We start from the raw sequence: 26100 nt of genomic DNA, 5'->3' as shown, positions 1-26100 counted from the left end.
CGCCCGTTCTAGAACGCGTTCTAGGTCGGTGGACCCCATGTATAGCCGAGGCGGGAGGCGTTGTGAACCCTCCCGGCCGACACTCCTGACGACACGTCAGAAACCGTGCGGGGCAGGCGGGGAAAGGCACCCGGGACATTTGTCACGGCCAGGTCCGTACATCCACGCCTGCCGCGCCCCGACCCCCGCTCCGTAGCGTCGTACCCATGAAGACGGACCCCACGAAAGACCCCACGGCAGACCTCGCGACGGACCTCACGGCAGACCTCGCGGCGGACCGCCCCTCCGGCGAGGCGGCGGTCGCCTTCCGGGCCGCGACCAAGACCTTCGGCACCGTCCGCGCCGTCGACGGCCTCGACCTCACCGTCCGGCGGGGCGAGACCGTCGCCCTCCTCGGGCGCAACGGCGCCGGCAAGTCCACCACCATCGCCCTGCTCCTCGGCCTCGACGAGCCCGACACCGGACGGGTCGAGATCCTCGGCGGCTCCCCCTCCCGCGCCGTGGCCGCCGGCCGGGTCGGGGCGATGCTCCAGGAGGGCCGCCCGGTCCCCCGCGTCACCGTCCACGAGCTGGTCTCCTTCGTCGCCCGCACCTACCCGGCGCCGATGCCGGTCGCGGAGGCCCTCGCGCTCGCCGGCCTGACCGACCTGGCCGGCCGCCGCGTCGACCGGCTCTCCGGCGGCCAGACCCAGCGGGTCCGCTTCGCCGTCTCGCTCGTCGGGAACCCGGAGCTGATCGTCCTGGACGAACCGACCGCCGCGCTCGACGTCGAGGCCCGGCAGGAGTTCTGGGACTCGATGCGCGGCTACGCCCGCCGGGGCAACACCGTCCTGTTCTCCACCCACTACCTGGAGGAGGCCGACGAGCACGCGGACCGGATCGTCGTCCTCGACTCCGGGCGGATCCTCGCCGCCGGCACGAGCGAGGAGCTCAAGCGGGCGGCCGGCGGCAGCCTCGTCTCCTTCGACCTCGCGGGCGGCCCGACGGAGTGGCTGGGCCTGCTGCCGGGCGTCAGCTCGTACGAGGTGCGGGGCGACCGGGCCCGGCTGCGGACCGACGACTCCGACGGCACGGTCCGCGCGCTCGCGGAGCGGGACGCGATCCGGTCCCTCGAAGTCACCCCGATCTCCCTCAACGACGCCTTCCTCTCCCTGACGGCCAAGAACCTGGAGCAGGTCCGATGATCACCGCGTACGTACGCCTCGAAGTCCGCCGCACCCTGCGCGACATCGGTTTCGTCATCTCCACGATCGGCGTGCCGGTCATGATGTACCTCCTCTTCACCAACCTCGGCGTGGACGACAGCGCGTACAAGAAGGCCGCGATGGTCGGCATGGCCGCGTACGGAGCGCTCGGCGCCGCCCTGTCGCTCGGTACGGGCGTGGCGGAGGACAAGTCCACCGGCTGGCTGCGGCAGCTGCGGATCACGCCCATGACGCCCCGCCAGGTCGTGACGGGCCGGGCGCTGACCGGGTCGGTCGTGGTCCTCCCCGCCATCATCGGGGTCCTGCTCGCGGGCGGCCTCGCCAACGGCGTTCGGATGGACGCCTGGCAGTGGGCCCTGGTGGCCCTCACCCTCTGGCTCGGCTCGCTGCCCTTCACCCTGCTCGGCATCGGCAACGGCTACCAGCTCACGGCCCAGACCACCGGCGTCGTCAACGTCGCCTCCAACCTGGGACTCGCGGTCCTCGGCGGCCTGTGGTTCCCGATCTCCCTCTTCCCCGGCTGGCTCCAGACGGTCTCCGGCTTCACCCCGACGAACCGCTTCGCGGAGCTGGGCGTGTCGATGGCGGAGGGCACGGCTCCGGGCTGGGCGACCCTCGCGGTCCTCGTCGGCTGGGCCGCGCTGTTCGGGACGTACGCGGCCGTCTCGTACCGCCGTTCGGCGAGGACGGTGTAGGACAGTGCACATGACCGACAGCGCGTGGGGACGGCCCGTGAAGGCACGACGGTGGCGGAGGGGCGACGGGGGACCGACCGGAGCGAGCCTCCTCCCCTGGCTCCTCATGGGCCTGGGCGCCCTCTCCCACCTCGTCACGGGCGAGGCGCCGAACCCGCTGATCGGCGGCCTCGGCCTCCTCGCCTTCAACTCCCTGTACATCGCGATCGTCTTCCGCGCGTTCGACCGCCGGCGCCGCGAGGCCCCCGCGACCTGGGTGCTCCTCGCCGCCCTCGGCGCGGTCGCCTTCGCGCTCGCCATCGGCTACGGCCGCGCATGGCTGCTCCTCCTCCCGCTCCTGGGCCTCGCCGTCGGCGCGGTGGTCCGGCGGGGCCGGCTGCTGCCCCTGATCGCCTTCCCGCTCGTCGCCGCCGCGGGGGCGGTGACGCTCTGGAAGGACGACTGGGGCTCCATCGGCGTCGTGTACGGCACGTTCATCTCGGTCCTGGTGACCGCCTCGCTCCTCACGCTCGACGAGACGGTCCGGGAGCTGCGGGCGACCCGGGAGGAACTGGCCAGGACGGCCGTCGAGAAGGAGCGGCTGCGGTTCTCGCGCGACCTGCACGACCTGCTCGGCCACACCCTGTCGGTGATCGTGGTGAAGTCGGAGGCCGCCCGGCGGCTCGCCCCGCGCGACCTGGACGCGGCACTGGCGCAGGTCGCGGACATCGAGTCGGTGGGCCGTCAGGCGCTCACCGAGATCAGGGAGGCGGTGACCGGCTACCGCGAGGGAAGCCTCGCGACCGAGCTGGACCGGGCCAGGGACGCCCTCTCCTCGGCCGGCATCGAACCGGTCGTGCGCCGCTCGGGCCCGCTCCTCGAACCCCAGACAGAAGCCCTCCTCAGCTGGGTCGTACGGGAGTCGGCGACGAACGCCGTCCGCCACTCCGGCGCCTCCCGCTGCGAGATCGACCTCTCCGGCACCGCCGACCGGGTCCGGCTCACCGTCACGGACGACGGCCGCGGCCCGGCCGCCGGCACCCCGGGGAGCGGCCTGCGCGGCCTGCGCGAGCGGGTCACCGCGGCAGGCGGCACTCTTGACTCGGGACCGGCTCCGCGGGGCGGGTTCCGGGTCACCGCGGAACTCCCCGTGGAGACCCCCGTACCGCACGAGGGGGAGCCCACGGAATGATCAGACTGCTGCTCGCCGAGGACCAGGGCATGATGCGCGGGGCGCTGGCCCTGCTGCTCGGGATGGAGCACGACATCGAGGTCGTCGCCCAGGTCGGCCGCGGGGACGAGATCGTCGACGCGGCCCTGGTCGCCCGGCCCGACGTGGCCCTCCTCGACATCGAGCTGCCCGGCCGCTCGGGCCTCGACGCGGCGGCGGACCTGCGGGACGAGGTCCCCGACTGCCGGGTCCTCATCCTCACCACCTTCGGCCGCCCCGGCTACCTGCGCCGCGCGATGGAGGCGGGCGCGGCGGGCTTCCTCGTGAAGGACGGCCCCGTGGAGGACCTGGCCGAGGCGGTGCGCCAGGTGCTCCGCGGCGAGACGGTCATCGACCCGGCCCTCGCGGCAGCGGCCCTCAGCGCGGGCCCGAACCCCCTGACGGGACGCGAGCGGGACGCCCTGGCCGCCTCCGTCGACGGCGCGACGATCGCCGACATCGCCGCCTCCCTCCACCTCTCGGAGTCCACCGTCCGCAACTACCTCTCCTCCGCGATCGGCAAGACGGGCACGCGGAACAGGATGGAGGCGGTGCGGGCGGCGCGGCAGCAGGGGTGGCTGTGATACCCGCCGGCGGGGGCGGTATGGAGAGACGGAAAGGCCCCGGCCGAATCGCACCGGGGCCTCCGTGTTGATCCGATCCTTTTCACGGGCCGGATCAATCCGATCGCGCTAGTTCGACGTCACATCCCATACACCGAGAACCTCGGGGAAATCCGGGGTCCTCACGATGAGCTGCGGAAGAGCGCGTTCGGCAGAGAGGATCGCGTCGACGATGCTCTGCGCTTCGTGCGAACCCAGCCCACCCACGACTGGCCAGACGACCGCCCCTCCATCGGGGGAGCCGAACTCCCCCAGGAGAACCGAGGCGTCCGCGTCCGGAATGCTCCAGAGCCCGTAGAGCCGGTCATCCGGACCGGAATCTTCGAAGCGCTCCGCGAAGAGCCTGAAGTACCAGCACGTCTCCCGATCGGCGGCAAGGACACCCTCGAGGGGTCCGTCTCGCCAGTCGAGGACGATCAGCACACGCGGCGTTCCGAGCCTCACGTCAGAGCCTTCCATCGTTCGCATCAACTCCGCCCGAACAGTAGGTTGAATCGCTTCTGAACCGCCGTGTCCACAGGTTTGGGCAGGACCAGAGTGTGGTGCATGGGATTGTTCCTCGTCGGGGTGAAGATCAGCGAGAATCCCGCATCTTCCACTTCTTGCTTGGTCGCGAAAGAAGCGCCTTCCGCCGGGCCGTCAGCCACCGTGACCGAAACACCATGGCCAAAGGACTTCTCGTTCGTCTCCGCCTTCTGAGCCTGCCCCGCGAGTCGACCGGTGCTCTCCTTGCTCGTACCGAACCGGGCGAAGCCCTGGTTCGGATTGCAAGTGCAGGCTTCGCCAAAGCCGGGGAGCCCGTTGCCACAGTTGTGCACCAGCAGCGGAGTCGACGCCGCCAGCACGTAGTACGCGTGGATGTCCTCGATCGTGAGGTCGTGCGTGCGCTGGCGCTTCGTGTAGTAGCTGAGCGCCGTGATCTGGACCTTCGTGCCCGCGCTCGTGCGGAGCCACTGGCCCGTCTGCAGGTCGCCGGCCGGGACCCATTCCTTCAGGGCGGGGACCCAGAAGGGGTGGGTGTCGGTGGCGGTGATGGTGGAGAGGGTGTCGCCCGTCGCGACGGTGATCTCGGTGAAGTCCTTGTCGTCCTCCGTCCGGATGGTGTCGACGACCTCCTTCTCCGTGGTCTCGCCCGTCTCGACGTCCGTGGTGACGACGGTGTCGCCGACCTCCACGTCCTCGATGTTCTTGGTCCTGCCGTCCGCCATCAGCACCTTGGTGCCGGGCAGGAAGGAGTGGCATCCGCCGATGAGCTTGGCGACGCCCTTCTCGGCGAGCTTCCCGACACCCGCTCCGAGCACGCCGCTGGCGGCACCCCAGATGGCGCCGTTGGCCTGGGCGTTGAGCTGGCCGGTGACGCTGTTGTCCGCTCCTGGGGTCAGGAAGTTGTTGACGGCGGAGCCGGCGGCACCCGCGACCGCGCCGCAGCCGGCCGCGGCCGCGAATCCGGCACCGCCCGAGACGAAGCCGGCGCCGACGGCCGAGCTGACGCAGAGACCGCCGACGATGACCTCGGTGGCGAACGAGAGCACCTCACGGTGCTCCACCGCGAACTTCTTGGTGCTGTCCCAGGCGTTCGACAGGCCGCACCTGGAGTACCAGGGGCAGTCGGCCTCGGGCTTGCCGCCGCCACCGCCACCGCCGGAGCTAGCTGTTCCCGATGATGCTTCTCCTGCGCCGGCGGTGACCGTTCCGCCGTTGGTGTTGCCGCCCTCCGAGGGCTTCTGGACGTCTCCCGGGACCGTGCCCGACAGCTCTCCGCCGCTCGGGGTGCAGGAGTTTCCGTATGCCCCGCAGGTCTCTCTGAGGCCGGTGGGGTCCGACGTGGTCGTCGGGTGCTGGTTGGCGTAGCTGTAGCCGTTCAGCGACTGGTGCTGGTCCGTGGAGAGCACCGGGTCGACGCTGATGAACTGGCCGATGCCCGCGTCGTACTCCCGGGCCCCGATGTGCGTGAGGCCGGTCGTCTTGTCGAGCGTCTTGCCGAGGAACCCCTTGTCGTTCCCCCAGGTGCCGACGGATCCGCCGCGTTCCGAGCCGAAGGGGCTCATGAAGCGCTTGGTGACCGTCTGCGAGGCGTCGGAGGTGATGCCGACGCTCTGGGTGCCGTGCTGGTCGCCGGCGAGGAACGTGAGCTTGTTGACGCCGAGTTCGGTGGAGCGCATGGCGACCACGCCGCCGCCGGCGGAGTAGCTGCGCTGGGCCCAGACCGCCGCTCCGCCCGAGGGCACGTGCAGTTCGGTGGCGCCCGCGTACAGGACGCGCTCGCCGTCCTCCGTGCCACGGATCAGCAGTTCGCCGTCCGCGTCGTAGAGGTAGTCGGTCGCCTTTCCGCCCTCGGTGAGCTTGCCGAGCTTGCCTTCCGAGGACCAGATCAGGTCCTGCTGGCCCGTGGCACCGGGGCGCTTGGTCGTGTTGCCCTGGGTGTCGTAGCCGTAGACCTTGTCCTTGGCCGGGTCGACCGCGGCGCACGGGGTCGTCGTCCGCGTGGTCGTGTAGCGCAGGGCGTGCGGCTGGTTTGCCGGGTCGTAGCAGTAGGTGGTCTTGGTGTCGCCGGTGGCGGCGTGCTGGGTCTCGGTGTCCCGCTGCCCCGCCTTGTTGTAGGTGTACGAGGTCCAGTACGGGGCCGGTCCGGACAGCTGGGTCGCGGCGCGGGTGTCGGCGCAGTTCTGGGACGCGGGGGTCCAGGCTTCGAGGAGACGGCGGTGGCCGTCGTAGGCGAAGCACTGCTTCTCGGCCTGGCTGCTGCCGCCGAGGGTCGTCGGGTCGGCGATCGACGTGACGTTGCCGGCCTGGTCGAAGGTGTAGGTGAGGTCCTGCAGCATGTACGGGTGCGTCTGGTCCGTGACGTTGCTGTTGGTCAGGCGGCCGGTGCCGTCCTCGTAGGTGTTGGTGACGTAGACGTTCCGGTCACCGGTGCCGCCCATGCCGAGGGTGAGCTGTCGCACCTGGCCGGTGGCGGAGTAGTCGATGTTGCGTACGTACCCGCTGGTTCCGGTGACCGAGGTGAGCTGGCCGACGTTGCCGTAGCCGTACTTGACGGTCTCGGCGGGCAGTCCGCCGAGGGCGGGCTCGGACATGGTGTCCGTGGACCCGTCGATGCGGTACGCGGCGGTGTACGTCAGTTTGCCGCCCGGGACCGAGGCGGTGAGCGCGTCTCCCGGCGGGAGTGAGAGCTCGGTCGTCGTGGGGCGGTTGAGCGTGTCGTAGCCGGTGACGGTCTTGGTGTAGGCCGAGCCGGTCTCGCCGCCGACGTAGCGGGTCGACGACGTCGCGTACCCCTTGAGCGGCGCGTCGTAGGTGCGCTTGGTGAGCAGGAACTCGGGCTTCTGCTCCCCCTCCCAGGTGGAGGTGGGACGGCCGATGCCGTCGTAGGCGGTGAGGACGCTCTTCCCGCCGGCGGTGCTCTTCACCGGCCGGTCGAGGAGGTCGTACTCGGTGGTGGACGCGCCCTTGTCCGGGTCGGTCGCGGTCTTCTCGCGGCCGAACAGGTCGTAGGTGTACGTCCACGCGGCGTTGTCGGGGCCGGTGATGGACTTCGGCTTGCCGTCCGGCGTGTACGTGAACTTCGTCGAGGTGTACGTCGCGCCGAGCGTCGCGCCGTACTGCGCGTCGTCGGGGAGGGTGCCCGCGTATTCGCGGGTCTCCGTGGTCCTGCCCCGGACGTCGGTGATCGTGCGGGTCGCCGATCCGCCGGCGAGCGCGGTGGTGGCCACCGAGTCACCGGTGTAGCCGGTGGTCGTCTTCTGCTTCTCCACGCCGAACACGAGGAGGCTGCTGGAGACGGGCCGTCCGGCGCCGTCGTACGACGTCAGCGTCTGGGCGGGCGCCTCGCCGTACTCGGCGCGCGCGTACGTGCCGTTGGGAGTGGTGGTGTTGTCGAAGATGTCCGCGTACGTCTCGTAGGCGAGTCCGCGGGAGTCGTAGCGGGTGTCGGTGAGGACGCGGCCGCCCTGCGGGGTCGGCTGCTGGGTCTGGAGGGGCCGCAGCAGCGCGTCGTAGATCGCGTAGGTGGTCTTGTAGGTCTCGCCGTCGGCGTTCAGCGTGCCGCTGGAGACCCAGGACTGCCTGGTGTTGCTGACGTCGTAGGTGTACTTGCTGTTGGGACTCTGGGTGCCCCGGTCGCGGTTGGGCAGCCAGACGTCCGTGACCCGGCCGAGCGCGTCGTAGGCGAGCTCGGTCTTCTTCAGGTTCGCGTCGTAGATGCGCACCGGCAGGCCGCGGCGCGGGTCGACGTACGTGATGTTCTGGTGGGTCAGGGCGTTGGTCTGCAGCGTCCTGGTGAGCGGACCCGTGGTGGCGGGCGTGTACGCCGTGGTGGTCGACTTCAGGTCGGCGTTGGTGACCTTGGTCGGCCTGCCGAGCACGTCGTAGGCGGTGGTGGTGCCCTTGTCCCAGGTGACCGTCCCGCCCGTGGCGTAGGTCGCGGCGCGACCCACCCAGGTGGGAAGCCCCTTGGTCGGCAGCATGGTGGTCGTCCACGCGAGGCCGTCGTAGGCCGTGGCCGTGTCGGACAGGACGTTGCCGCGGGTGCCGTCGGCGTTCTCCAGCTTCAGGTCCGTCTCGGCGAAGGTGCAGCCGAGCGCGACCGTGCGCACGCGTGAGACGAGGTTCTTGAGGCCGACGGTGTCGTTGTCGGCGTACCAGGTCTGGGTGCAGGTCTCGTCACCGGTGGCGGAGAGGTCGCCGGTGTCGAGGACCTTGACGGGACGTCCTTCCGCGTCGAAGGAGATGGTGTCGGTGGCGCTGGAACGCCAGGTCCCGGGGGTCGTGAGGTAGGTGTACGCGGTGGTCTTGTCCGTACGGACGAAGCGGGCCACGTGGTCGCCGGCGTCGGGGACGCCGGTCTGGCGGGCGGTCTCCTGCGACCAGGGGTCGTTGACCGTGGCCGAGAGCGGGGTCGCGCCGTCGTAGACGACCTGTTCGCGCAGGGTGCCGCTGTACTGGTCGGCGTCCTTGATGCCGGCGACGCCGATCGCGGGCTGGGCGAGCGGGGCGAGCGTGACGGACTTGGCGGTGCCGTCCTTGTTCGGGTCGCCGTCCATGCCCTGCATGTAGAGGGAGACCGTCTTGGATCGGGTCGCGGCGTTGCTCGATCCCTTCTGGACCGTGACCTGGCGGTAGCCGCGCCAGTCGGACCAGGTCCGCTCGGCCTTCTTGGTGAAGGGGTCGTCGTTGTAGTGCCAGGCGGCGCCGGTGTACGTGTACTCGTTCTCGACGGCGTCGTTCTGGCCCGCCGGGTCGGAGGTGGTCACGTTGAGCACGCGGTACTTGTGGAACCAGTCGACGGACGCGTCGGGGGCGCCGTTGATGTTCCAGTACATCGGGTAGCAGTTGCGGGTGTTGGTGTCCTGCGGCGCGGTGAGGACCTGGCTGCGGACGCACTCGGGCGCGGACATGCCGACGGTGGTGATGGCGCCGGTCTCCGAGGTGACGGTGGAGATGCGGGGCCGGGTCATCGGCAGGATGTCGTCCGTGCCGTCCACCCGGTTCGGCCGCAGGTGGTACGTGAACGAGACCGGGTTCGTCGTGATCGCGGTGCCGGCCTTGGCGGTCCGCTTGATCGACTTGAGCGTCAGGACCTGGTCGGACGTGTCGCCGATGTCGCCGCCGTCGAGGTACTCCTGGGTGAACGCCCAGGAGTCGACCGGGTCGTAGGCGGTGCTCGCCGTGTTCCACGTGAAGGTGCTGACGTCGGTGAGACGCTTGCGGGTGAAGAACGACGGGGACTCGGTGAGGCACTCGGTCGAGTCCTTGGCGCAGATCGCGTCGAAGGGCACGTCGGGCCACTTGTCGGCGGTCTCCTTGGTGAGGGACGTGCAGTCCGCCGCCGTGCACCGCTCGTCGTAACCGAAGGTGACCTTCGCGTCGGCCTTGTCGGTGAAGAGCTCACCCTTGCGCAGGCCGTACGTGATCTCCTTCAGACGGCCGCTGCGGATGTACTCCGCGTCAGCCTTGGTCGCCTTGTTCTTCTTGTAGTAGTTCGTGTCCTTGTCGTACCAGTAGGTCGACGCGTTGCCGCGGGTGTCCTCGACGTAGTCGAGGTTCCAGCGCCATGCCTGGGTGACGGCACGGTCGGCGAAGGTGCTGCCCGCGCTGTAGCCGGGCTCGCCGGAGTCGTCGCCGAAGACGGGCACGGTCCAGGTGGAGTTGGTGCGCTGGGTGGTGGCGCCGTCGAGCTTGTCCTGGCCGAAGACGTACGTCGTGCCGTCGGCCGAGACGACCTTCCAGTACTCGCCGTCGTCGTCGCCGTTCGTGGCGCCCGTGAGGCGGGTCACCTTCGAGGCGTCGTCGCCCTCCAGCTTCCAGACGCCGGCCGTGGCCGTCTTCACCAGACGGGAGGACTTGCCGTTGAGCACGATGCGGGCGTTGTCGTACGTCCAGCAGCGGTCACCGATGTCCGTGTGGCCGTCGTCGTCGCAGCTGCCGTAGCTGCGCTCGATGTACGAGTCGGTGAGGGTGAACCCCTCACCGACGGACGTGGGCTGGTTGTTGGTGGTGGCCGTGCGGCCGTCGACGCTGCCGGAGTCGTAGGCGATGGTCAGGGTCGGGGAGGGCCCGGCGGCCGCGGGGGGCACCGAGAGGCCGTACGACCAGGTGAACGAGCCCGAACTGCCGCCCGCCGCCCAGGACGACGAGGAGGTGAGCGGGGTGGCGCTGTAGTCGCCCGTGCCCTTCGCCGACTGGCCGGCGCCGCCCGAGGTGGTGAGGGCCATGACCGTGGCGCCGCTCGTCGCGGACGCGGCGGTGCCGAGCTGCGCCTCGGGCCCGGAGGTCGTGGCGGCGAGGGTGACGTCGGCGGACACCGTCTGCGCGTCGGTGTCGTTGTCGGAGGCGAGCGGGGTCTGCGTCCGGCACTCCGCCTTCTCGGGCGTGGTCAGGGCGCATTCCGGGAGCTGGACGAGCCGGAGCCGGCCGGACCAGCCACCGCCGACCGCCGAGGCGAAGGCCCCGTAGTCGACGCCGATCCTGGCCCTGCCCGCGGTGTCGGCCTCGGCGGTGAGGACGACGCCGGTGATGCCGAGCCTGTCCGCCACGCTCTGTCCGAGGACGGCGACGGTGGCGTCGGTGCCCTCGGTCGCGGCGGCCTTGCCGGCGGCGGGGCTGAGGGTGACGGGGAGTCCGCCGGGCGACGCGGTGGCGGCGCCGACCTTCAGGCCTGCGGTGCCGGCCTTCGGCCAGGCGTCGCCGCGCTGCTGCTCGGAGCGGGCGCGGAGTGCCTGGGACGCGTTGGCCCGCAGGTCCTCGGCCACCTGCCGGCGGGCCTGCTTCGCTCCCGCCTCCGTGACCGGCTCGACCTTGGTGACGCGCTGCGCGGGCAGGTCGGGGCGGCCGAGGCCGCCCTTCGTGCCGTCGGCGGCGACGACCGGGGTGAGGCCGATCGGTATGGAGAGTGCCACGGCGAGCGGCAGCACCACGAGCGCACGGCGGCGCCTGCGGCGGGCTCTGCCCTGCCGTGTTTCCGAACTACTTGTGCCGAATACCACAGATGCTCTTCCCGTTCGTCGGACTGCTGTCCGAGGGTGCGACAAGGTGCGGCTTCCGCCCGTTCGTCGCGGGCGTCTTCCGCTCGTTCAAGGGGTCGGGCCGGGTGCTACCGCGCGTGCGGTACCACCCGGCCCGAGAGGCCGCTCCGGGTCAGGACCCGAGCTGGGCCTCGAACTGGTTCTCGTTGTTCATGGCACCGGCCCAGATCCGTACGTCGCTGACCTTGGCCGGCAGGAAGTGCTTGTACGCCGCACCGGTCATGCCCTTGGCGACGGCGATCTCGCCCGTGCCGATCTGGGCGACGTGCTTCTCCCAGTCACCGTTCTGGGAGGTGCCGACGCGGAGCGCGATCTCGCCGCTCTGGGCGTCGAAGACGCCGGTCAGACGGACGGTCGAGTCGTAGACGGCCTCCTCGTCCGACTGCACGCCGGCGATGGTGGTCCCGTCGGCGTTCAGCCGGCCGAAGAACCAGTGACCGATCGGGACGCTCACCTCCGCGCCCTCACCGTTCGCCGCCTCCGGGTCGAAGACCGTCTTGCTGCCGGTCCGCTTGAACCACAGGCCCCAGGACGATCCGTCGGCCGTGCGCTCGCCGACGACCTGGCCGACGTAGCCGACGGCCATCGCATCGATCTTGGCCCGTTCCAGCGCGACCTGCGTCGAGACGGTGAAGGAGCCGAAGTCGTCGAGGACGGGACCGGCGGCGTTCGCCGCGCCCTTGACGCCGTCGAACTCGATCTTCTCGCCGGCGACGGTCGCTCCGGGTTCGAGGGCGAGCGCGCGGCCGTAGCCCGAGGAGTCGGGCACGGTGGCGGCGCCGTCGGCGAGGCCGGTGGCGGACCAGTCGGCCACCAGCTCGACACCCGTCATGCCGCCGGGCAGGAGCAGCTGGGCCTCCTCGGCGATCTCGGCGTCGGTCAGGGTCCGCTGCCACGCGGCGACCTCGTCGATGGAGCCCTTCCAGTAGTCGTAGTACGCGCCGCGCCACCAGACGCGGCCGATCTGGAACCGTCCGGCGGACGTCCACGACTGGGCCACGGCGTGCGTGCCCTGGAGTTCGCCGTTGACGTACAGCTTGATCAGCTTGGTGTTGTTGTCGTACACGGCGGCGAGGTGCGTCCAGGCGCCGATCACGGCGGGCCGCTTGGACTGCACGATCTGGTTGCTGATGTCACCGTCGGTGGCGTCCTTCGGCGAGGTGCGCAGCTCCCACTTCTTGGAGTCGGCCCGGTAGCCGAGGTAGAAGGCGCTGTACCAGCCGCCGCTCATGAGCGGGTCCTGGCCGAGGGCCGTCGCGTTGCGGCTGCCGTCGGTGAGACGGACCCAGCTGGAGACGGTGTACGAGGAGCCGGTGCCGACGACGGGGCCGTCGGTGGCGGCGTAGCCGGTGGCACCCGTCAGGGCGAGGCCCTTGTCGGTCACCGGGGTGGCCAGCGGCAGGCCGTTGGCGTCGTGGGTGATCACACCGCGGCGGCCGTGGTCGTCCCGGGTCGCCGGCGCGGTGAGGGTCGCGTCGTAGGCGCCGCCCTGGGGAGCGCTGAAGGCCGCGCCGCTCGCCTCGTCGAAGTGCCAGCGGGCGACGGCGTCGGCGCCGGTACCCACCTTGAACAGGACGGCGTTCGTGGCGCCGGCGCGTCCCAGGGTGTCCTTGGCGCGGACCTCGAGGGTGTACGTGCCGGCGGCCGGCGGCGTCACGTTCGCCTTGAGGACACCGGGCGCCAGCGCATTCCACGTGGTGGAGGGGGCCAGACGCCAGTCGTACGACTTGTTGTTGGTGTCACCGGCGGCGGGGCCGAAGGTGAAGCCGCCGACCACGCCGGGGGCACCGCCGGCCGGGCAGTCGTTGGGCAGGCACTCGACGTACGGGCCGTTGAAGGCGATGGTGGGCTTCTTGGGCGCGGTCGGGTCGACCTTGAAGTAGCACCAGCTGGAGTAGCCCGAGGACTGCGCGTGGGTGCCGTTGTCGTAGAAGACCTGGGTCAGCGAGGCGTAGCGGTGCAGCGGCCCTTCGGCGAGGGTGCTGCCCCACGAGCTCGTGACCTTGACGTTGTCGCCGACGAAGCCGGTGCCGGAGGGGCTTGCGATGCCCGAGCCGGACCAGGTGCCGTCCGCGGCCTGCTTCTCGATACGGAACCAGGCCTTCAGCTTGGCGCCGCCCTCGCCGCCGGCGGCGGTCTGCGGGGTCGAGTTGAGGGTCGGCGTCGGGTCGGAGACGACCGTCGGGTCGGCCGCGTTGGTGCTGCACACCGCGCCGGAGCCGCCGACGATGCCGACGCCGGTCGGCTTGGCCGGGTAGGCGACGTAGTTGACGCGGAGGACGGCGTCGTCCTTGAAGCGCTTCCAGGCCGAGGTGTCGGCCTCGTCGTGGGCGCGCAGTTCGAGCGTGAGCCGCGAGAAGTTGCCGGCCGCGAAGGAGGCGACGGTCGGCGTCAGGTTCTCGTTGGGCTCCTCCGGGTTGTCGTTGAACTCGATCGGCGCGTCCGGGGAGTTCGGGTCGCAGAGCGAACCGCGTCCCGCGGACACCGACCGGTCCACCATCCAGTCCAGCTCCTTGGGCCGGCCGGCCCAGGTCGTGGCGGAGGAGATGTTGTCGGTACGGACCAGGTCGACCGTGCGCGGGTCGCACTGGAAGGCCCACGGCTCGGTCACGGCGAACGTCGCGTCGAGGACGCGCTTGCCCTTGAGCTGGTCGGGCGCGAACTCGAAGTACAGGCGCTGCACGTAGCCGGGGCCGCAGTAGTAGCCGTTCCAGCTGCCGCACTCGCCGACGCCCTGGCCGCGGCCGTCGGTGCCGTTGCCCCAGCCGTACGACTCGTAGCCGTCGCTGCGCAGCAGCGTGCGCTCCGACTCGCCCCAGGTGACCGTCGGGTCGATGAAGAGCGGGTAGTCCGAGGCCTTCTTCGAGGCGAGCAGGCCCGTGTCCGGCACGACGGACAGCGTGCCCTTGCCGATCTTGACGCCCATCCGGGCGACCTTGTCGCCCTGGCCGGGGGCGAGGCCCTTGCCGGACGCGGCGCGCTCGACGCGGGAGGCGTCCGAGCCTGCGACCTGTCCGTCCGCGGCCGGCGTCTGCTTCGGCTTGGCGGCCGGGGCCGCGACGGACTTGCCTGCGGAGTTCCACATCTGCGCCGGCGGGGCACGGAAGACCGTGCGGCCGGACGCGTCGACGGCGGCGAGGTTGCCCGCGGCTCCCTTGCGGACCTCGAGCCCCTTCGCCTTCAGGCCGAAGGTCAGCTCCTTGAGCTTCGGGTTGGCGGCGGCCTCGGGCGTCTTGACGACCAGGACGTGCTGGAAGCTCTCGACGGTGGCGGTCACCTTCAGGTCGACGTCCGGGAGCACCTCGCGGTAGACGGCGCTGCTGCCGTCGATGACCGGCGCCGGCAGGGTGCCCTGCCAGTCGAGCTCCAGCGAACGCCCCTGCTCCGCGATGGAGACGAGCGGATCCTTGGAACCGCCGCGCGAGAAGGTCATGGCCGCCGAGGCCGCCTTGGGCCCGATCGATCCGTCGGCGCGGCGTTCGAGCGTCGCGTCCGGGGTCTGCCAGCCGCCACCGGCCTTCGCGACCCGGACGGGGACGGTGGACTGCTCCAGCGTGAAGCTGTAGCCGTCCGGATTGGCGAACACCGTGCTCCGCTCGGTGCGTTCGCCCTGAACCTCCACGCGCTCGCCCGACTTCTTGGCCTCCGCGAGCGCGCGGTGGCCTTCGTCGAGCTTGGCGTTCTGGTCGGCCGCCGTCGCGACCGACGGTGCGGCCGCCTGGACCGCGGGCGCCGGGAGACCCAGCGCCATGACGAATGCCGACAAGGCGATCGTCGAGCTGCGGGCACGCTGACGCGCCCACTGCTTCTTCAACATCCCCACCCCTAGTTACGCAAAGAACACAGAGGATCCACAGAATCCGGAAGGAGGCAGAGACCGTCAAGCCATCACCTCAAACGCTGACCTGTATGAAAGGGACGCCAGATCGGGCATTGAACTCATTTACCGCCGCAGAACGACAGCCCGACGAGAGAAGAACATGTAACGGAGCGTAATGATCCGGAGGGGCTTCGACCCACGACCAAGAGAAATGGTTGTATGTCGATTTCAGGGACGAATCACCCCTCCCCGGCCACTCGTGACGCATGATCGGAAGCCCTCATTCCGAATCTGACACGCAGTGCTCATATCGCCATGTCGATATTCGTGGTGACGGATGTCACACCCTGCGATCACACTTGGAGGGAACCGTTCGGGCGCTCTTCGGAAGCCACAGCAGCATCACCAGAGCCGCCCCCACGAGGATGGCCGTCGAGACGCGGAAGGCCGCCGCGTAGCCGGTGGTGAGGCCGGTGGGGGTTGCGGCCGGGCCCGTGACGGCTGTCGCGATCGTGGTCAGGGTCGCGATGCCGAGGGCCCCGCCCATGGTGCGGGAGGTGTTGACGAGGCCGGAGACGAGGCCCGCGTCGCCCGGGGCCGCGCTGGAGGTGGCGAGGGTGGACAGCGGGGTGGTGGCCAGGCCGATGCCGCCCATCATCAGGATCCCCGGGCCCAGGATCGTCGTCAGGAAGCTGCCGTCGGCGGTCATCGTGGACTGCCAGGCGAAGCCGGTGGCCCCGATGAGCGCCCCCGTCACCGCCAGGTTCCGCGCGCCGACGGACGGCATCAGACGCGGCGCCAGCTTCGAGCCCAGGACGACGCTGAGGGAGCTGGGGACGAGCGCCAGACCGGCCTGGAGGGGGCTGTAGCCGAGGACGCCCTGCGCGTACGTCGTCATGAAGAACCACATGCCGAAGGAGCTCGAACCGCACAGCAGGATCCCCACGTTGGCCGCCGACACCGCCCGCGTGCGGAAGAGCTTCAGCGGCATCAGCGGGGCCGCCGTGCGGGACTCGACGAGCACGAAGACCGCGAGGAGCCCGAGGCCGCCGAGCAGCGTCAGGACCGTCGCCGGGTCGGTCCAGCCCGCCGCCTCGGTCTGGACGATGCCGTACGCGAGGGTGGCGAGGCCCGCCGTGACGAGGACGGCGCCCGGCAGGTCGACGCGGCGCCCGCCGCCGGTGCGGCTCTCGCGCAGCCAGAACACCGCGCCCGCCAGGACGAGCACCCCGATCGGGACGTTGACGAGGAGGACCCAGCGCCAGGACAGCAGGTCGACGAGGAGCCCGCCGACGAAGCCGCCCGCCGCGCCGCCGGCCGCGCCCACCGCCGTCCAGGTGGCGATGGCCCGGGTCCTGGCGGGTCCCGCCGGGACCGCGCCGGTGACCAGTGTCAGCGTCGCCGGGGACAGCACGGCCGCGCCGAGGCCCTGCACCGCGCGGCCCGCGACGAGCTGCCAGCCCTCCTGGGCGAGGCCGCCCGCCACCGAGGCGGCGGTGAACAGCCCGAGCCCGAGCAGGAACATCGCCTTCCGCCCGTACAGGTCGGCGGCCCGCCCGCCGAGCAGCATGAACCCGGCGAAGGCGATCGCGTACGCGTTGATCACCCACTGCAGGCCGGCCGCCGTGAGCCCGAGATCGGCCCGCATCGACGGCAGCGCCACGTTCACGACGGAGACGTCGAGGACGACGAGGAACTGCCCCGCGCTGGCGGTCAGGACGACCGTCCAGGCGCGGCTCCTGGGGACGGACGGGGTGTCGGACGTGCTCGTGGCGGAGTCGGTCTGCGGCATGAGTGTGATGGTCGCAGACCGCCTCCGCCCCGTACATGGGGATAAAGCCCTAGGACCCGTACGCCTGTGGCGCTACGCCTTCCGGAGCAGCGTCACCACCGCCGCCCCGCCGAGGCCGATGTTGTGGGCGAGTCCGACCCGCGCCCCCGCCACCTGCCGGGCCCCCGCCTCGCCTCGCAGCTGCCAGACGAGTTCGGCGGCCTGGGCGAGGCCGGTCGCGCCGAGCGGGTGGCCCTTGGAGATGAGACCGCCGGACGGGTTCACGACCCAGCGTCCGCCGTACGTGGTGGCGCCGGACTCGACGAGTTTGCCGGAGGCTCCCTCCTCGCACATGCCGAGCGCCTCGTACGTCAGCAGCTCGTTGACGGAGAAGCAGTCGTGGAGTTCGACGACGTCCACGTCCTCGATGCCGAGGCCCGAGCGCTCGTACGCGAGGCGGGCCGCGGCCCGGGACATCGGGCGGCCGACGGCGTCGATGCAGGAGCCGGAGGCGAAGGACTCCTCGGTGTCGGTGGTCATCGCCTGGCCGGCGATCTCGACGGCCCGGTCCTGGAGGCCGTGTTCGGTGACGAATCGTTCCGACACGACGAGGGCGGCGGCCGCGCCGTCGGAGGTGGGCGAGCACTGGAGCTTGGTGAGCGGCCGGTGGACGGTCTTCGCGGCGAGGATCTCCTCGACGGTGTAGACGTCCTGGAACTGGGCGTTCGGGTTGTTCGCCGAGTGCCGGTGGTTCTTGGCGCCGACGGCCGCGAGCTGCGCCTCGGTCGTCCCGTACCGCTCCATGTGCTCCCGGGCCGCGTTGCCGAAGATCTGGGCGGTGGGCGGGGACATCTCGAAGCCGTGGGCGGCGGCCATGATGCCGTAGTGCCGGGCGACGGGAGACGTCTTGAAGTCACCGGCGCCCGATCCCCCGCCCAGCGAGCCCCGGCTCATCTTCTCGAAGCCGAGGGCGAGGACGCAGTCGGCGACGCCTCCCTCGACGAACTGCCGGGCGGTCATCAGGGCGGTGGAGCCGGTGGCGCAGTTGTTGTTGAGGTTGTAGACGGGGATGCCGCTGAGCCCGAGCTCGTACACGGCGCGCTGGCCTGCGGTGGAGGCCTGGAAGCAGTAGCCGACGGCGGCCTGCTCCACGCGCGCGTAGGGCACGCCCGCGTCGGCGAGGGCCGCGGTGCCCGCCTCCTTCGCCATGTCCCAGTACTGCCAGTCCCGGGTCTCCGGCTTCTCGAACTTCGTCATTCCGACGCCGACGACGTACGCCTTGGCGGTCATCGCGTGTCCCCCTCAGTCCCTCGGCAGGCCGAGCAGGCGCTCGGCGACGACATTGAGCTGTACCTGTGTGGTCCCGCCCGCGATGGTGAGGCAGCGGGACATGAGCAGGCCGTGGACGGCCCGTTCGCCGGGGCCCTCGCGCACGGCGCCTTCGGGGCCGAGGAGTTCGAGGGTGAGTTCGGCGAGTTTCTGCTGGTGGAGGGTCTGGACGAGTTTGCGGACGCTGGCGCCCGCACCGGGTTCGAGTCCGGACACCTGGAGCAGGGTGGTGCGCAGACCGATGCACGCGAGCGCGTGCGCCTCGGCGAGCAGGGCTCCGATCCGTACGCGCACGGAGCTGTCGGCCGCCTCCGCCCGGTCGATGAGCGCTTCGAGGCCGGTGTCGAAGGCGACCTGGTCGGCCATGTGGACGCGTTCGTTGCCGAGGGTGTTGCGGGCGACCCGCCAGCCGTCGTTCACCTCGCCGACGACGGCGTCGGCGGGGAGGATCGCGTCGTCGAACCAGACCTCGTTGAAGAGGGAGTCCCCGGTGATCTCCTTGAGCGGCCGGACGTCGATCCCGGGGGTGTTCCGCATGTCGACGAGGAAGTACGTGAGCCCCTGGTGCTTGGGGGCGGCGGGGTCGGTACGGGCGAGCAGGATGCCGTGGTGGGCCCACTGGGCGGCGCTCGTCCACACCTTCTGCCCGTTGATCCGCCAGCGCCCGTCCTCCGTCCGCTCGGCCCGCGTGCGGAGGGAGGCGAGGTCGGAGCCGGCGCCGGGCTCGGAGAAGAGCTGGCACCAGAGGCGCTCGCCACGGAGGGTCGGGGCGAGGTGCTCGGCCTGCTGGGCGGGGGTGCCGTGGGCGAGCAGGGACGGCACCACCCAGGTGGCGATGCCGAGGCCGGAGACGGCGATCCCGGCCTCGTCCAGCTCCCGTTGGACGGCGAGCTGCTGGAGGGGGCCCGCGCCGAGCCCGTACGGCTCCGGGAGGTGCGGGGCCGCGTAGCCGGTGGGGGCGAGGGCGCGCCGGGCGGCGGCCGGGTCGAGCCCGGCGGCGGGGGCGACGGCCTCGCGGGCCTCGCGGCGGTACGCGTCGGCCTCGGGCGGCAGGTCGAGGCGGAGGCCGCGCCGGACGCCGGCGGCGGCGTGCCGGAGGGCGGCGAGTCGGTGGTGGTCGCCGGTGCCGAGGAGCTGGCGGGCGACGAGGGCGCGGCGCAGCAGCAGATGGGCGTCGTGCTCCCAGGTGAAGCCGGTGCCGCCGAGGATCTGGATGCAGTCCTTGGCGCAGGTGTACGCGGTGTCGAGGGCGGTGGCGGCGGCGAGCGCGGCGGTGAGGGAGCGGACTCCCTCCTGGCTGTCCTGGCAGGCGCGGGCGGCGTCCCAGGTGAGGGCGCGGGCCTGTTCGAGCCGGACGAGCATGTCGGCGCAGAGGTGTTTGACGCCCTGGAACTGCCCGATGGGCCGGCCGAACTGCTCGCGGGTGCGGGCGTGTTCGGCGGCTGTCTCGACGGCGCGGGCGGCGGTGCCGCAGGCGTCGGCGGCGAGGAGGACGGCGGCGAGGTCGTGGACGAGGGCGGTGACGGCGGCGGCGCCGTCGGGGGCCCTGTCGACGGCGCCGTCGAGGCCGAGGGCGCGCTCTGCGGGGACGTGGACGGCGCGGGCGGTGATCTCGGCGGTGGGCCGGGTCGGGTCGGCGCTCTCGTGGGGCCGGACGGCGAGGCCGTCGGTGTCGGCGGCGAGCCAGACGGAGCCGTCGGCGGTGGCGGCCCGGAGGAGCACCAGGTCGGCCTGGGCGCCGCCGAGGACGGGGGGTGCGGTGCCGTCGAGGAGGTATCCGCTCGCGGTGCGGACGGCGGTGAGGGTGCCGGTGCCGCCGAGGGCGACGGCTCCGATCCGCTCGCCCCGCGCGAGCGTGCCGGCCGACTCGTGCCGCCCGCACCGGTGGAGGAGTTCGGCGGCGAGCACGGAGGGCAGGTAGGGCCCGGGCAGCAGGGCCCGCGCCGCCTCCTCCACGACGACGGCGAGGTCCCCGAGGTCGCCGCCCCCGCCTCCGTGCTCCTCGGGGAGGTGCAGCCCGAGCAGCCCCTGCTCGGCGGCGGCGTCCCAGTACGAGGGCCGTCCGGTGGCGGTGTCGGGGACGTCCAGGTGCTTGCGGACTTCCTCGGGGGGTACGGCGCGGGTGAGCCAGCCCCGGACGGATCGGGCGAGCTCCCGCTGTTCGTGCGTGATGGCGATGCCCATGCGCCGCAGACTAGAACACGTTCCATTCTGACGGAAGGTCAGAAACGGGAGGAAAGAAAACCTGCGCGGCGCAGAGAAAAGCATGTAGAGTCATCTGCGCAACACAGAGAATGCACTGCGCAGCCGATTCCTCAGGGGGACCCATGCTCACCGTCGCCGTCACCGGAGCCACCGGAGCCCAGGGCGGAGCCACCGCCCGCAGCCTGCTCGCCGCGGGCCACCGGGTGCGGGCCCTCACCCGCCGCCCCGACTCGCCCGCCGCCGACACCCTGCGCGCCCTCGGGGCCGACGTGCGGTACGCGGACTTCGACGACCGCGACTCCCTCGACACGGCCCTCGCCGGCACCGACTCCCTCTTCGCCGTCACCTCCTTCGAGGCGGGCATCGAGACCGAGATCCGGCAGGGCGGGTCCCTCGTCGACGCGGCGGCGGCAGCCCGCCTCGGCCATGTCGTCCTCACCTCCGTCGCCCACGCCGACCGCGACACCGGAGTCCCGCACTACGAGAGCAAGCGCACGGTCGAGCAGCACCTGCGCGCCTCCGGCACGCCCTGGACGGTGATCGGCCCGGCGGCGTTCATGGACAACTACGCGGGCGGCTGGACCGCCGACGGACTGCGCGAAGGGACCTTCGCCTGGCCGATGCCGGCCGACCGCCCGCTCTCCCTCATCTCCTCGCGGGACATCGGCGCGTTCGCCGCGCTCGCCCTCGGGCGCCGCGAGGACTTCACGGGCCGCCGCATCGACATCGCCTCCGACGAGCGCACCCCGGAGGAGATGACCGGCATGCTCGCCGCCGCCACAGGCCGCCCGCTCGCGTACGAGGAGGTCCCGCTCGCCTCCGTGCGCACCCGGTCCACGGACCTGGCCGCGATGTTCGCGTACTTCACCACGACCGGTCTCGACGTCGATGTCGCCGGACTGCGCCGCGAGTTCCCCGAGGTCGACTGGCAGGGCTTCGACGACTGGGCCGGGGCCCAGGACTGGCCGTCGATCCTGAAGCCCGACCCGGCTCCGGCCCACCACTGAAGGGACCGCCATGGAACGCAAGCCCAAGCCCATCGGCTACCTGCTCAACCGCACGGACGAAGCACTCACCCGTGCCATGGACGGCACGCTCGCGGAGTTCGGCCTCACCCGCGTCGCCTGGCAGGTCCTCAACGCGGTCGAGGACGGCGAACGCACAGCGGACACCGAGGTCCTCTCGGCCCTCTCGGCGAACGCCGATGCCACCACCCTGGCCGCGACGATCGACAGCGCCCTCACCGACGGCTGGACGTCCCGCCCGACCCCGGGACACCTCGCCCTCACCCCCGAAGGCGAACACCGCCTGGCCGAAGTCGCGGCCCACGTCGCGGAGTTCCGCACCCGCTCCGTCGAGGGCATCACACCGGACGAGTACCGCACCGCCGTCCACGTCCTGGAGCGCATGATCGAGAACCTGGAAGCACCGAGACCCTGACGCCGCGGCGCACCGACCTGGGCGTCGACGACCGAGCGACCCCGTTGTCAGTGGCGCCTGCCACGATCCCGGTGGACCTGAACGACGCCAGAGAGCGAGCACGCCATGGGCACTTGGGACATCGGCCCCTTCGACAACGACACCGCCGCCGACTTCTCGTACCGGGTGGACGAAGCCCCGGAGGAGAAGCGGGCCGAGGTGCTCCTCGCGACCTTCCGCGAGGTGACCGCGACGGGCGAGGAGTACCTCGACTCGGACGTCGCGGTGGAGGCCGTCGCGTCGGCGGCCCTGGTGGCGGCACAGTGCCCGGGCGGCGACCCGGTGACGACCTCGTACGCCCCGAAGAACCCGCTGCCGCCCCTCCCGCCGGAACTCCGCCCGGCGGCTGTCGAAGCCCTGGACCGCATCCTCACCGAGCCGTCGGAACTCCTGGAACTGTGGGAGGAGTCGGACGGGGAGGCCTGGAAGACGGGGGTACGGAGACTGCGGGAGGTCCTGGCGGGGGCCTGACCTCACCAGTGAGAACCCCGCCGGAATCGCCCGGCAGGGTTCCGTTCCCATCGGGCTTCAGCTCTCCGGTCAGCGCCTGCTCGCACGTCCCCTCAGCGCGAGGACGGCGCTCGTGACGGTCGCGGTGGCGGCGGTGACCGCCAGGGCGAGGAGGCCGGGGTTGACCCACCACGGGACGATCTCCTCGCCCGCGCACACCAGGCTCACGGGCAGGGCGCTGCTGGAGTCGGGCTCCTTCATGTAGCCCGCGTTGAACCAGCACGCGTCCTCCGGTTGGAGGGACGGCAGGTACGAGAGCCCGTACGCGTGCAGCGCCCCGCCCGCGACGAAGGCCAGCGCGGCGACCCGGGCGGCCTTCTTCGCGGGGGTACGGCGGGGCCGGGGCGGCGGGGGCAGTGCGGCGTTCTCCCGCCGGGCCCGCACCAGCCCCACGTACGTGATCCCCGCCCACGCCGGCAGGACGACGGCGAGGACCACCATCCCCATGAGGGTCGCCACGGTCAGCCGTCGGTGCCGTCGCTGTACGAGGACTCGCGCCGGCGCGCTCCCGCCGGGTTCCGGGTGGACTGCACAGTGCTCCTCCATGGCGCGGGTGATCAGCGCGGTCGAGTCCTCCAGCGATGGAGCGGCCGCTCGCAGGTGATCGTAACGAAGCGTCGGTCGGCGAACCGGTGGACGGGAGGACGGTGTGGTTCGCGGGGGGCGCGTAGGGCACGATGGGCGCTCGTAGCCGCGTACCCGCCAGTAGGAGTGACCATGTCCGTGCCCGCGCCCGAGATTCTTGCCGCCTTCGAGGCCGCGAAGGGCTTCATGCCCGTCGGGGAGGGGCTTGCGCTGTACGAGGCCGCCGCCGAGGCCGCGAAGCTCGGGCTGCCTCTGCTGGAGGTCGGGACGTACTGCGGGCGGTCGACGATCCTGCTCGCCGACGTGGCCCGGCAGGCCGGGACGGTCGCGGTGACCGTGGACCACCACCGGGGCAGCGAGGAGCAGCAGCCGGGGTGGGAGTACCACGACGCGAGCGTGGTCGACCCGGAGGTGGGCCTCATGGACACCCTGCCGACCTTCCGGCGGACCCTGCGCAAGGCCGGCCTGGAGGAGCACGTGATCGCCGTGGTCGGGCGGTCGCCGCAGGTCGCGAAGGTGTGGGGCGGGCAGCTCGGCTTCGTGTTCATCGACGGCGGGCACACGGACGAGCACGCCACGAACGACTACGAGGGCTGGGCCCCCAAGGTCGCCCCCGGGGGCCTGCTCGTCATCCACGACGTCTTCCCGAACCCGGAGGACGGCGGCCAGGCGCCGTACCGGATCTACCTGCGCGCCCTGGAGTCGGGTGACTTCGAGGAGGTCTCGGTCACCGACTCGCTGCGGGTGCTGCGCCGCCGGGCCGCCTAGAACAGCGAGGTCACGTACAGGCAGTTCGTGTAGCTGTAGCCCTCTTCGATCTTCGCCTTGCTCGACTTGGTGTCGCCCGCCGTCGACGTGCCGGTGGCCGACCGCTTCTGGAGGAAGTGGTAGTCGCCGGCGGGCAGCAGCAGGGTCGCCTTCGGGTACTTCGAGGACGGCCCCGTGCAGGCCTTGATCTTCGGGGAGTTCACCAGCAGCGGGGTCTGGTACTTCTTGCAGGTCCCGCACGCCTTGAGGGTGACCTTGCCGGTCATCGGGCCCGTGTAGAGCAGCTCGACCTCGCCGGGGCCGTCGTTGCTCACCACCATGACCATCCGGGCGCCGCCGGGGACGTCGGCCGGCGGCAGGCGCCTGCCGGCCTCCGGCTCCTCCTCGGCGATCTCGGCGGCGATGGCGATCGCGCGGGCGTGGGCGGCCTGCGGGCTGTTCGGGTACGTCTTGGCGTAGTCGGTCATGACCGTGGCCGCCGTGCCGAACTCCTTGTCCTTGAAGTGGTCCGTCCCGCAGGCGAAGTCCCCCTTCTGGACGGCCGCCGCCGCCTCCTTCGCCGCGCCTTCGAGGGACGGGTCCGGCATGGCGTCGAGCGAGGAGCGGAGCGCGCGCAGCTGGTCGGTGGCGTCGCAGGGCTCGGAGCCGCCGAGGGCGGTCGTCCGCGTCTTGATCGCCGCCCGGACGGCCGGTTCGACGCGGGTCGCCTGGGCGGACTGCGGGAAGGTGCCGAGGAGGTCGTTGAGGCTCTCGCTCGCCGGCGGGTTCGCCGTCTGCACGCCGAGCGCCGCCGTGCCGCACTGGTAGAGCGACTCGGCCAGCGGCTCGTCGGTCTTGGCGGGCCGGGAGCCGAGCAGCTCCTTGTCCACGGTGCCCGGGAGCTCCCGCAGGTGCTTGAGCGGCGGGACGGCCGCGCAGTACTCCTTCTTCCCGTACGGGGCGGAGACCGCCTTGTAGTACGCGTCCAGGCGGTCGGGCACGAGCTTCCCGGCCCGTGAGCCCGCGTGCTTCGTGCCGAGGTCCGCGTAGGTGTCGAGCGCCTTGCGGTACGTCGGCTCGGCCTTGTCGAAGGCGAGGCCGTCGGCGGACTTCACGAGGGCGTCCGCCGCCGCGAGCCGTTCGAGCAGCGCCTGCTCCTTCGCCTCGTCGCGGGCCGCACCGTACGCGAGGGAGCCTCCGGCGGGCACGGCGAGCAGGACGAGCGCGAGCGGCAGCGCCAGGCGGCGGAAGGAGGCGCCGATCCGGAGCGTGGCGCGCAGTCCGCGGCGGGCGCCGTCGGCGGCGACGGCGAGCAGGAAGACGCCGTAGCCGACGAGGAGGGCGAACGGCACGCCGTCGACGTCGGCGGGGAGCGCGACCACGAGCAGGGCGGCGGTGGCGAGCCAGCAGAGCGCGGCACCGATCCAGTTGCGCAGGAGGACGTAGCCGAGACCGAGGCAGGAGAGGTTGAGCAGGCCGATCATGGCGGCCTGGGCCGGGTTGGCGTCGCCGGGCGGCTGCGCGGGGCCGTAGCCGGGCGGCGGCCCGTACGGCGGAGGCCCGTACCCCGGCGGCCCGAACCCGGGCGGCGCACCGGGCGGCGGCGGCCCGGTCCCGGCCCCGGCCCACCCGGGCGCGACGGCGGGCCCGGCCGGGACCCCGGACGCGGCGGCGAGGTGGGCGGTGGGCTGGTCCTGCGAGCCCGGCGCGGGCTCGGGCGACTGCCCGGCCGCAGCGGCGAGCCGAGAGGTGGGCTGGTCCTGCGAGCCCGGCGCAGGCTCGGGCGACTGCCCGGCCACGGCGGCGAGCCGAGAGGTGGGCAGGTCCCTCGCAGGCGGTGCGGGCTCGGGCGACTGCCCGGGTACGGCGGCGAGCCGAGAGGTGGGCAGGTCCCGCGAGACCGGCGCGGGCTCGGGCGACTGCCCGGCCGCCGCGGCGAGGTGGGCGGTGGGCTGGTCCTGCGAGCCCGGCGCGGGCTCGGGCGACTGCCCGGACGCGGCGGCCGGCGTGGTCGTGGGCAGATCCTGTGGAACCTGCGGGCCCCCCGGCGGCGGACCGAAGGCCGGTGTGGGCGTCCCCGCGCCGGAGGCGGCCGGATTCGCGGGCGCCGGAGGGGCCCAGGGCGGCTCGGGCGCGCCTGCCGAGGCACCCGGAGAAGCGGCGGACGTCACATCGGCGCGCGTGCCCGGCCCCGACGCCCCGCTCCCCTTCCCCAAGCCCCCGTCCCCCGGCGGTCTGTCGTTCGGTTCGGGACGTGCGTCGTTCGGTTCTTCCCCCACCACGGTTCCCCCTCGTGGTCCATGCGCGGTGACACCCCACCGTCGCCCTCCTTCTCTACCCTTCACGCTTCGCCCACACGCGTCCACCGTTCCGTGACGCCGGTGACGAACCTGCGACGTACCCCTACGGCGTTTCGCCC

16 protein-coding genes are annotated in these 26100 nt (G+C 72.0%); 8 read left to right on the top strand and 8 right to left on the bottom strand.

Annotated elements, in window-relative coordinates:
• The first annotated feature begins 206 nt into the window (after positions 1 to 206).
• Genes GGE06_RS03470 through GGE06_RS03455 form a run of 4 tightly spaced genes read left to right on the top strand, consistent with a single transcriptional unit; the run spans position 207 to position 3673 of the window.
• Positions 207 to 1184 carry an ABC transporter ATP-binding protein gene (locus tag GGE06_RS03470; RefSeq protein ID WP_184929995.1) on the top strand — a complete coding sequence of 326 codons (978 nt, stop codon included), beginning with the start codon at positions 207 to 209 and terminating at the stop codon, positions 1182 to 1184.
• Positions 1181 to 1900, top strand: a complete 720-nt coding sequence (locus tag GGE06_RS03465) for an ABC transporter permease (protein WP_221517647.1) — start codon at positions 1181 to 1183, stop codon at positions 1898 to 1900. The genes GGE06_RS03470 and GGE06_RS03465 overlap by 4 nt, the downstream gene beginning before the upstream one ends.
• Positions 1901 to 1910: 10 nt before the next feature.
• Positions 1911 to 3071, top strand: a complete 1161-nt coding sequence (locus tag GGE06_RS03460; RefSeq protein WP_116161281.1) for a sensor histidine kinase — start codon at positions 1911 to 1913, stop codon at positions 3069 to 3071.
• On the top strand, positions 3068 to 3673 hold the full coding sequence (locus tag GGE06_RS03455; RefSeq protein WP_184929994.1) for a response regulator transcription factor: 606 nt from the start codon (positions 3068 to 3070) through the stop codon (positions 3671 to 3673). The genes GGE06_RS03460 and GGE06_RS03455 overlap by 4 nt, the downstream gene beginning before the upstream one ends.
• A 108-nt stretch (positions 3674 to 3781) precedes the next feature.
• Here the strand turns inward: GGE06_RS03455 and GGE06_RS03450 are convergent, their stop codons facing one another.
• From GGE06_RS03450 to GGE06_RS03425, 6 genes are all read right to left on the bottom strand, one after another.
• Positions 3782 to 4180, bottom strand: a complete 399-nt coding sequence (locus GGE06_RS03450) for a hypothetical protein (protein ID WP_184929993.1) — start codon at positions 4178 to 4180, stop codon at positions 3782 to 3784.
• On the bottom strand, positions 4180 to 11109 hold the full coding sequence (locus GGE06_RS03445) for a polymorphic toxin-type HINT domain-containing protein (protein WP_312883020.1): 6930 nt from the start codon (positions 11107 to 11109) through the stop codon (positions 4180 to 4182). The genes GGE06_RS03450 and GGE06_RS03445 overlap by 1 nt, the downstream gene beginning before the upstream one ends.
• 238 nt (positions 11110 to 11347) lie before the next feature.
• Entirely contained in the window at positions 11348 to 15052 is a 3705-nt protein-coding gene (locus tag GGE06_RS03440; protein WP_246532299.1) for a LamG domain-containing protein, read from the bottom strand.
• A gap of 343 nt (positions 15053 to 15395) precedes the next feature.
• Positions 15396 to 16847 carry an MFS transporter gene (locus tag GGE06_RS03435; RefSeq protein WP_116161276.1) on the bottom strand — a complete coding sequence of 484 codons (1452 nt, stop codon included), beginning with the start codon at positions 16845 to 16847 and terminating at the stop codon, positions 15396 to 15398.
• Between the two features lie 72 nt (positions 16848 to 16919).
• Positions 16920 to 18116 carry a lipid-transfer protein gene (locus GGE06_RS03430; RefSeq protein ID WP_116161275.1) on the bottom strand — a complete coding sequence of 399 codons (1197 nt, stop codon included), beginning with the start codon at positions 18114 to 18116 and terminating at the stop codon, positions 16920 to 16922.
• Positions 18117 to 18128: 12 nt separating this feature from the next.
• Positions 18129 to 20339, bottom strand: coding sequence for an acyl-CoA dehydrogenase family protein (locus tag GGE06_RS03425; protein ID WP_184929991.1), 2211 nt, complete (start codon positions 20337 to 20339; stop codon positions 18129 to 18131).
• Between the two features lie 143 nt (positions 20340 to 20482).
• Here GGE06_RS03425 and GGE06_RS03420 point away from each other — a divergent pair, with 143 nt between their 5' ends.
• The 3 genes from GGE06_RS03420 to GGE06_RS03410 all read left to right on the top strand — a co-directional run bounded on the left by GGE06_RS03420 (position 20483) and on the right by GGE06_RS03410 (position 22310).
• The gene (locus tag GGE06_RS03420; RefSeq protein ID WP_116161273.1) at positions 20483 to 21367 is read left to right on the top strand and encodes an NmrA/HSCARG family protein; all 885 of its coding nucleotides are present in this window, start codon (positions 20483 to 20485) and stop codon (positions 21365 to 21367) included.
• A gap of 10 nt (positions 21368 to 21377) precedes the next feature.
• Positions 21378 to 21800: a MarR family winged helix-turn-helix transcriptional regulator gene (locus GGE06_RS03415; protein ID WP_184929990.1), complete on the top strand. Its 423-nt coding sequence runs from the start codon at positions 21378 to 21380 to the stop codon at positions 21798 to 21800.
• Positions 21801 to 21905: 105 nt separating this feature from the next.
• Positions 21906 to 22310 (top strand): DUF4259 domain-containing protein, encoded by a 405-nt coding sequence (locus GGE06_RS03410; RefSeq protein ID WP_116161271.1) that lies wholly within the window; start codon positions 21906 to 21908, stop codon positions 22308 to 22310.
• A gap of 69 nt (positions 22311 to 22379) precedes the next feature.
• Here GGE06_RS03410 and GGE06_RS03405 read toward each other — a convergent pair whose 3' ends face one another.
• A complete protein-coding gene (locus GGE06_RS03405) occupies positions 22380 to 22790 on the bottom strand; it encodes a hypothetical protein (protein ID WP_147321104.1) in 411 nt (136 codons plus the stop codon).
• 276 nt (positions 22791 to 23066) lie between these two features.
• Between GGE06_RS03405 and GGE06_RS03400 the strand changes: the two genes are divergently transcribed.
• Positions 23067 to 23702: a class I SAM-dependent methyltransferase gene (locus GGE06_RS03400; protein ID WP_116161269.1), complete on the top strand. Its 636-nt coding sequence runs from the start codon at positions 23067 to 23069 to the stop codon at positions 23700 to 23702.
• On the opposite strand, the gene GGE06_RS03395 is transcribed toward GGE06_RS03400, so the two are convergent.
• Positions 23699 to 25852 (bottom strand): hypothetical protein, encoded by a 2154-nt coding sequence (locus tag GGE06_RS03395; RefSeq protein WP_246532298.1) that lies wholly within the window; start codon positions 25850 to 25852, stop codon positions 23699 to 23701. The genes GGE06_RS03400 and GGE06_RS03395 overlap by 4 nt on opposite strands.
• Positions 25853 to 26100: the final 248 nt, after the last annotated feature.

The organism is Streptomyces nymphaeiformis (assembly GCF_014203895.1).
Taxonomy (GTDB): Bacteria; Actinomycetota; Actinomycetes; order Streptomycetales; family Streptomycetaceae; genus Streptomyces; species Streptomyces nymphaeiformis.
Note: the sequence above shows the minus strand (reverse complement) of the source record. Positions and strands in the feature narration are given on the sequence as shown.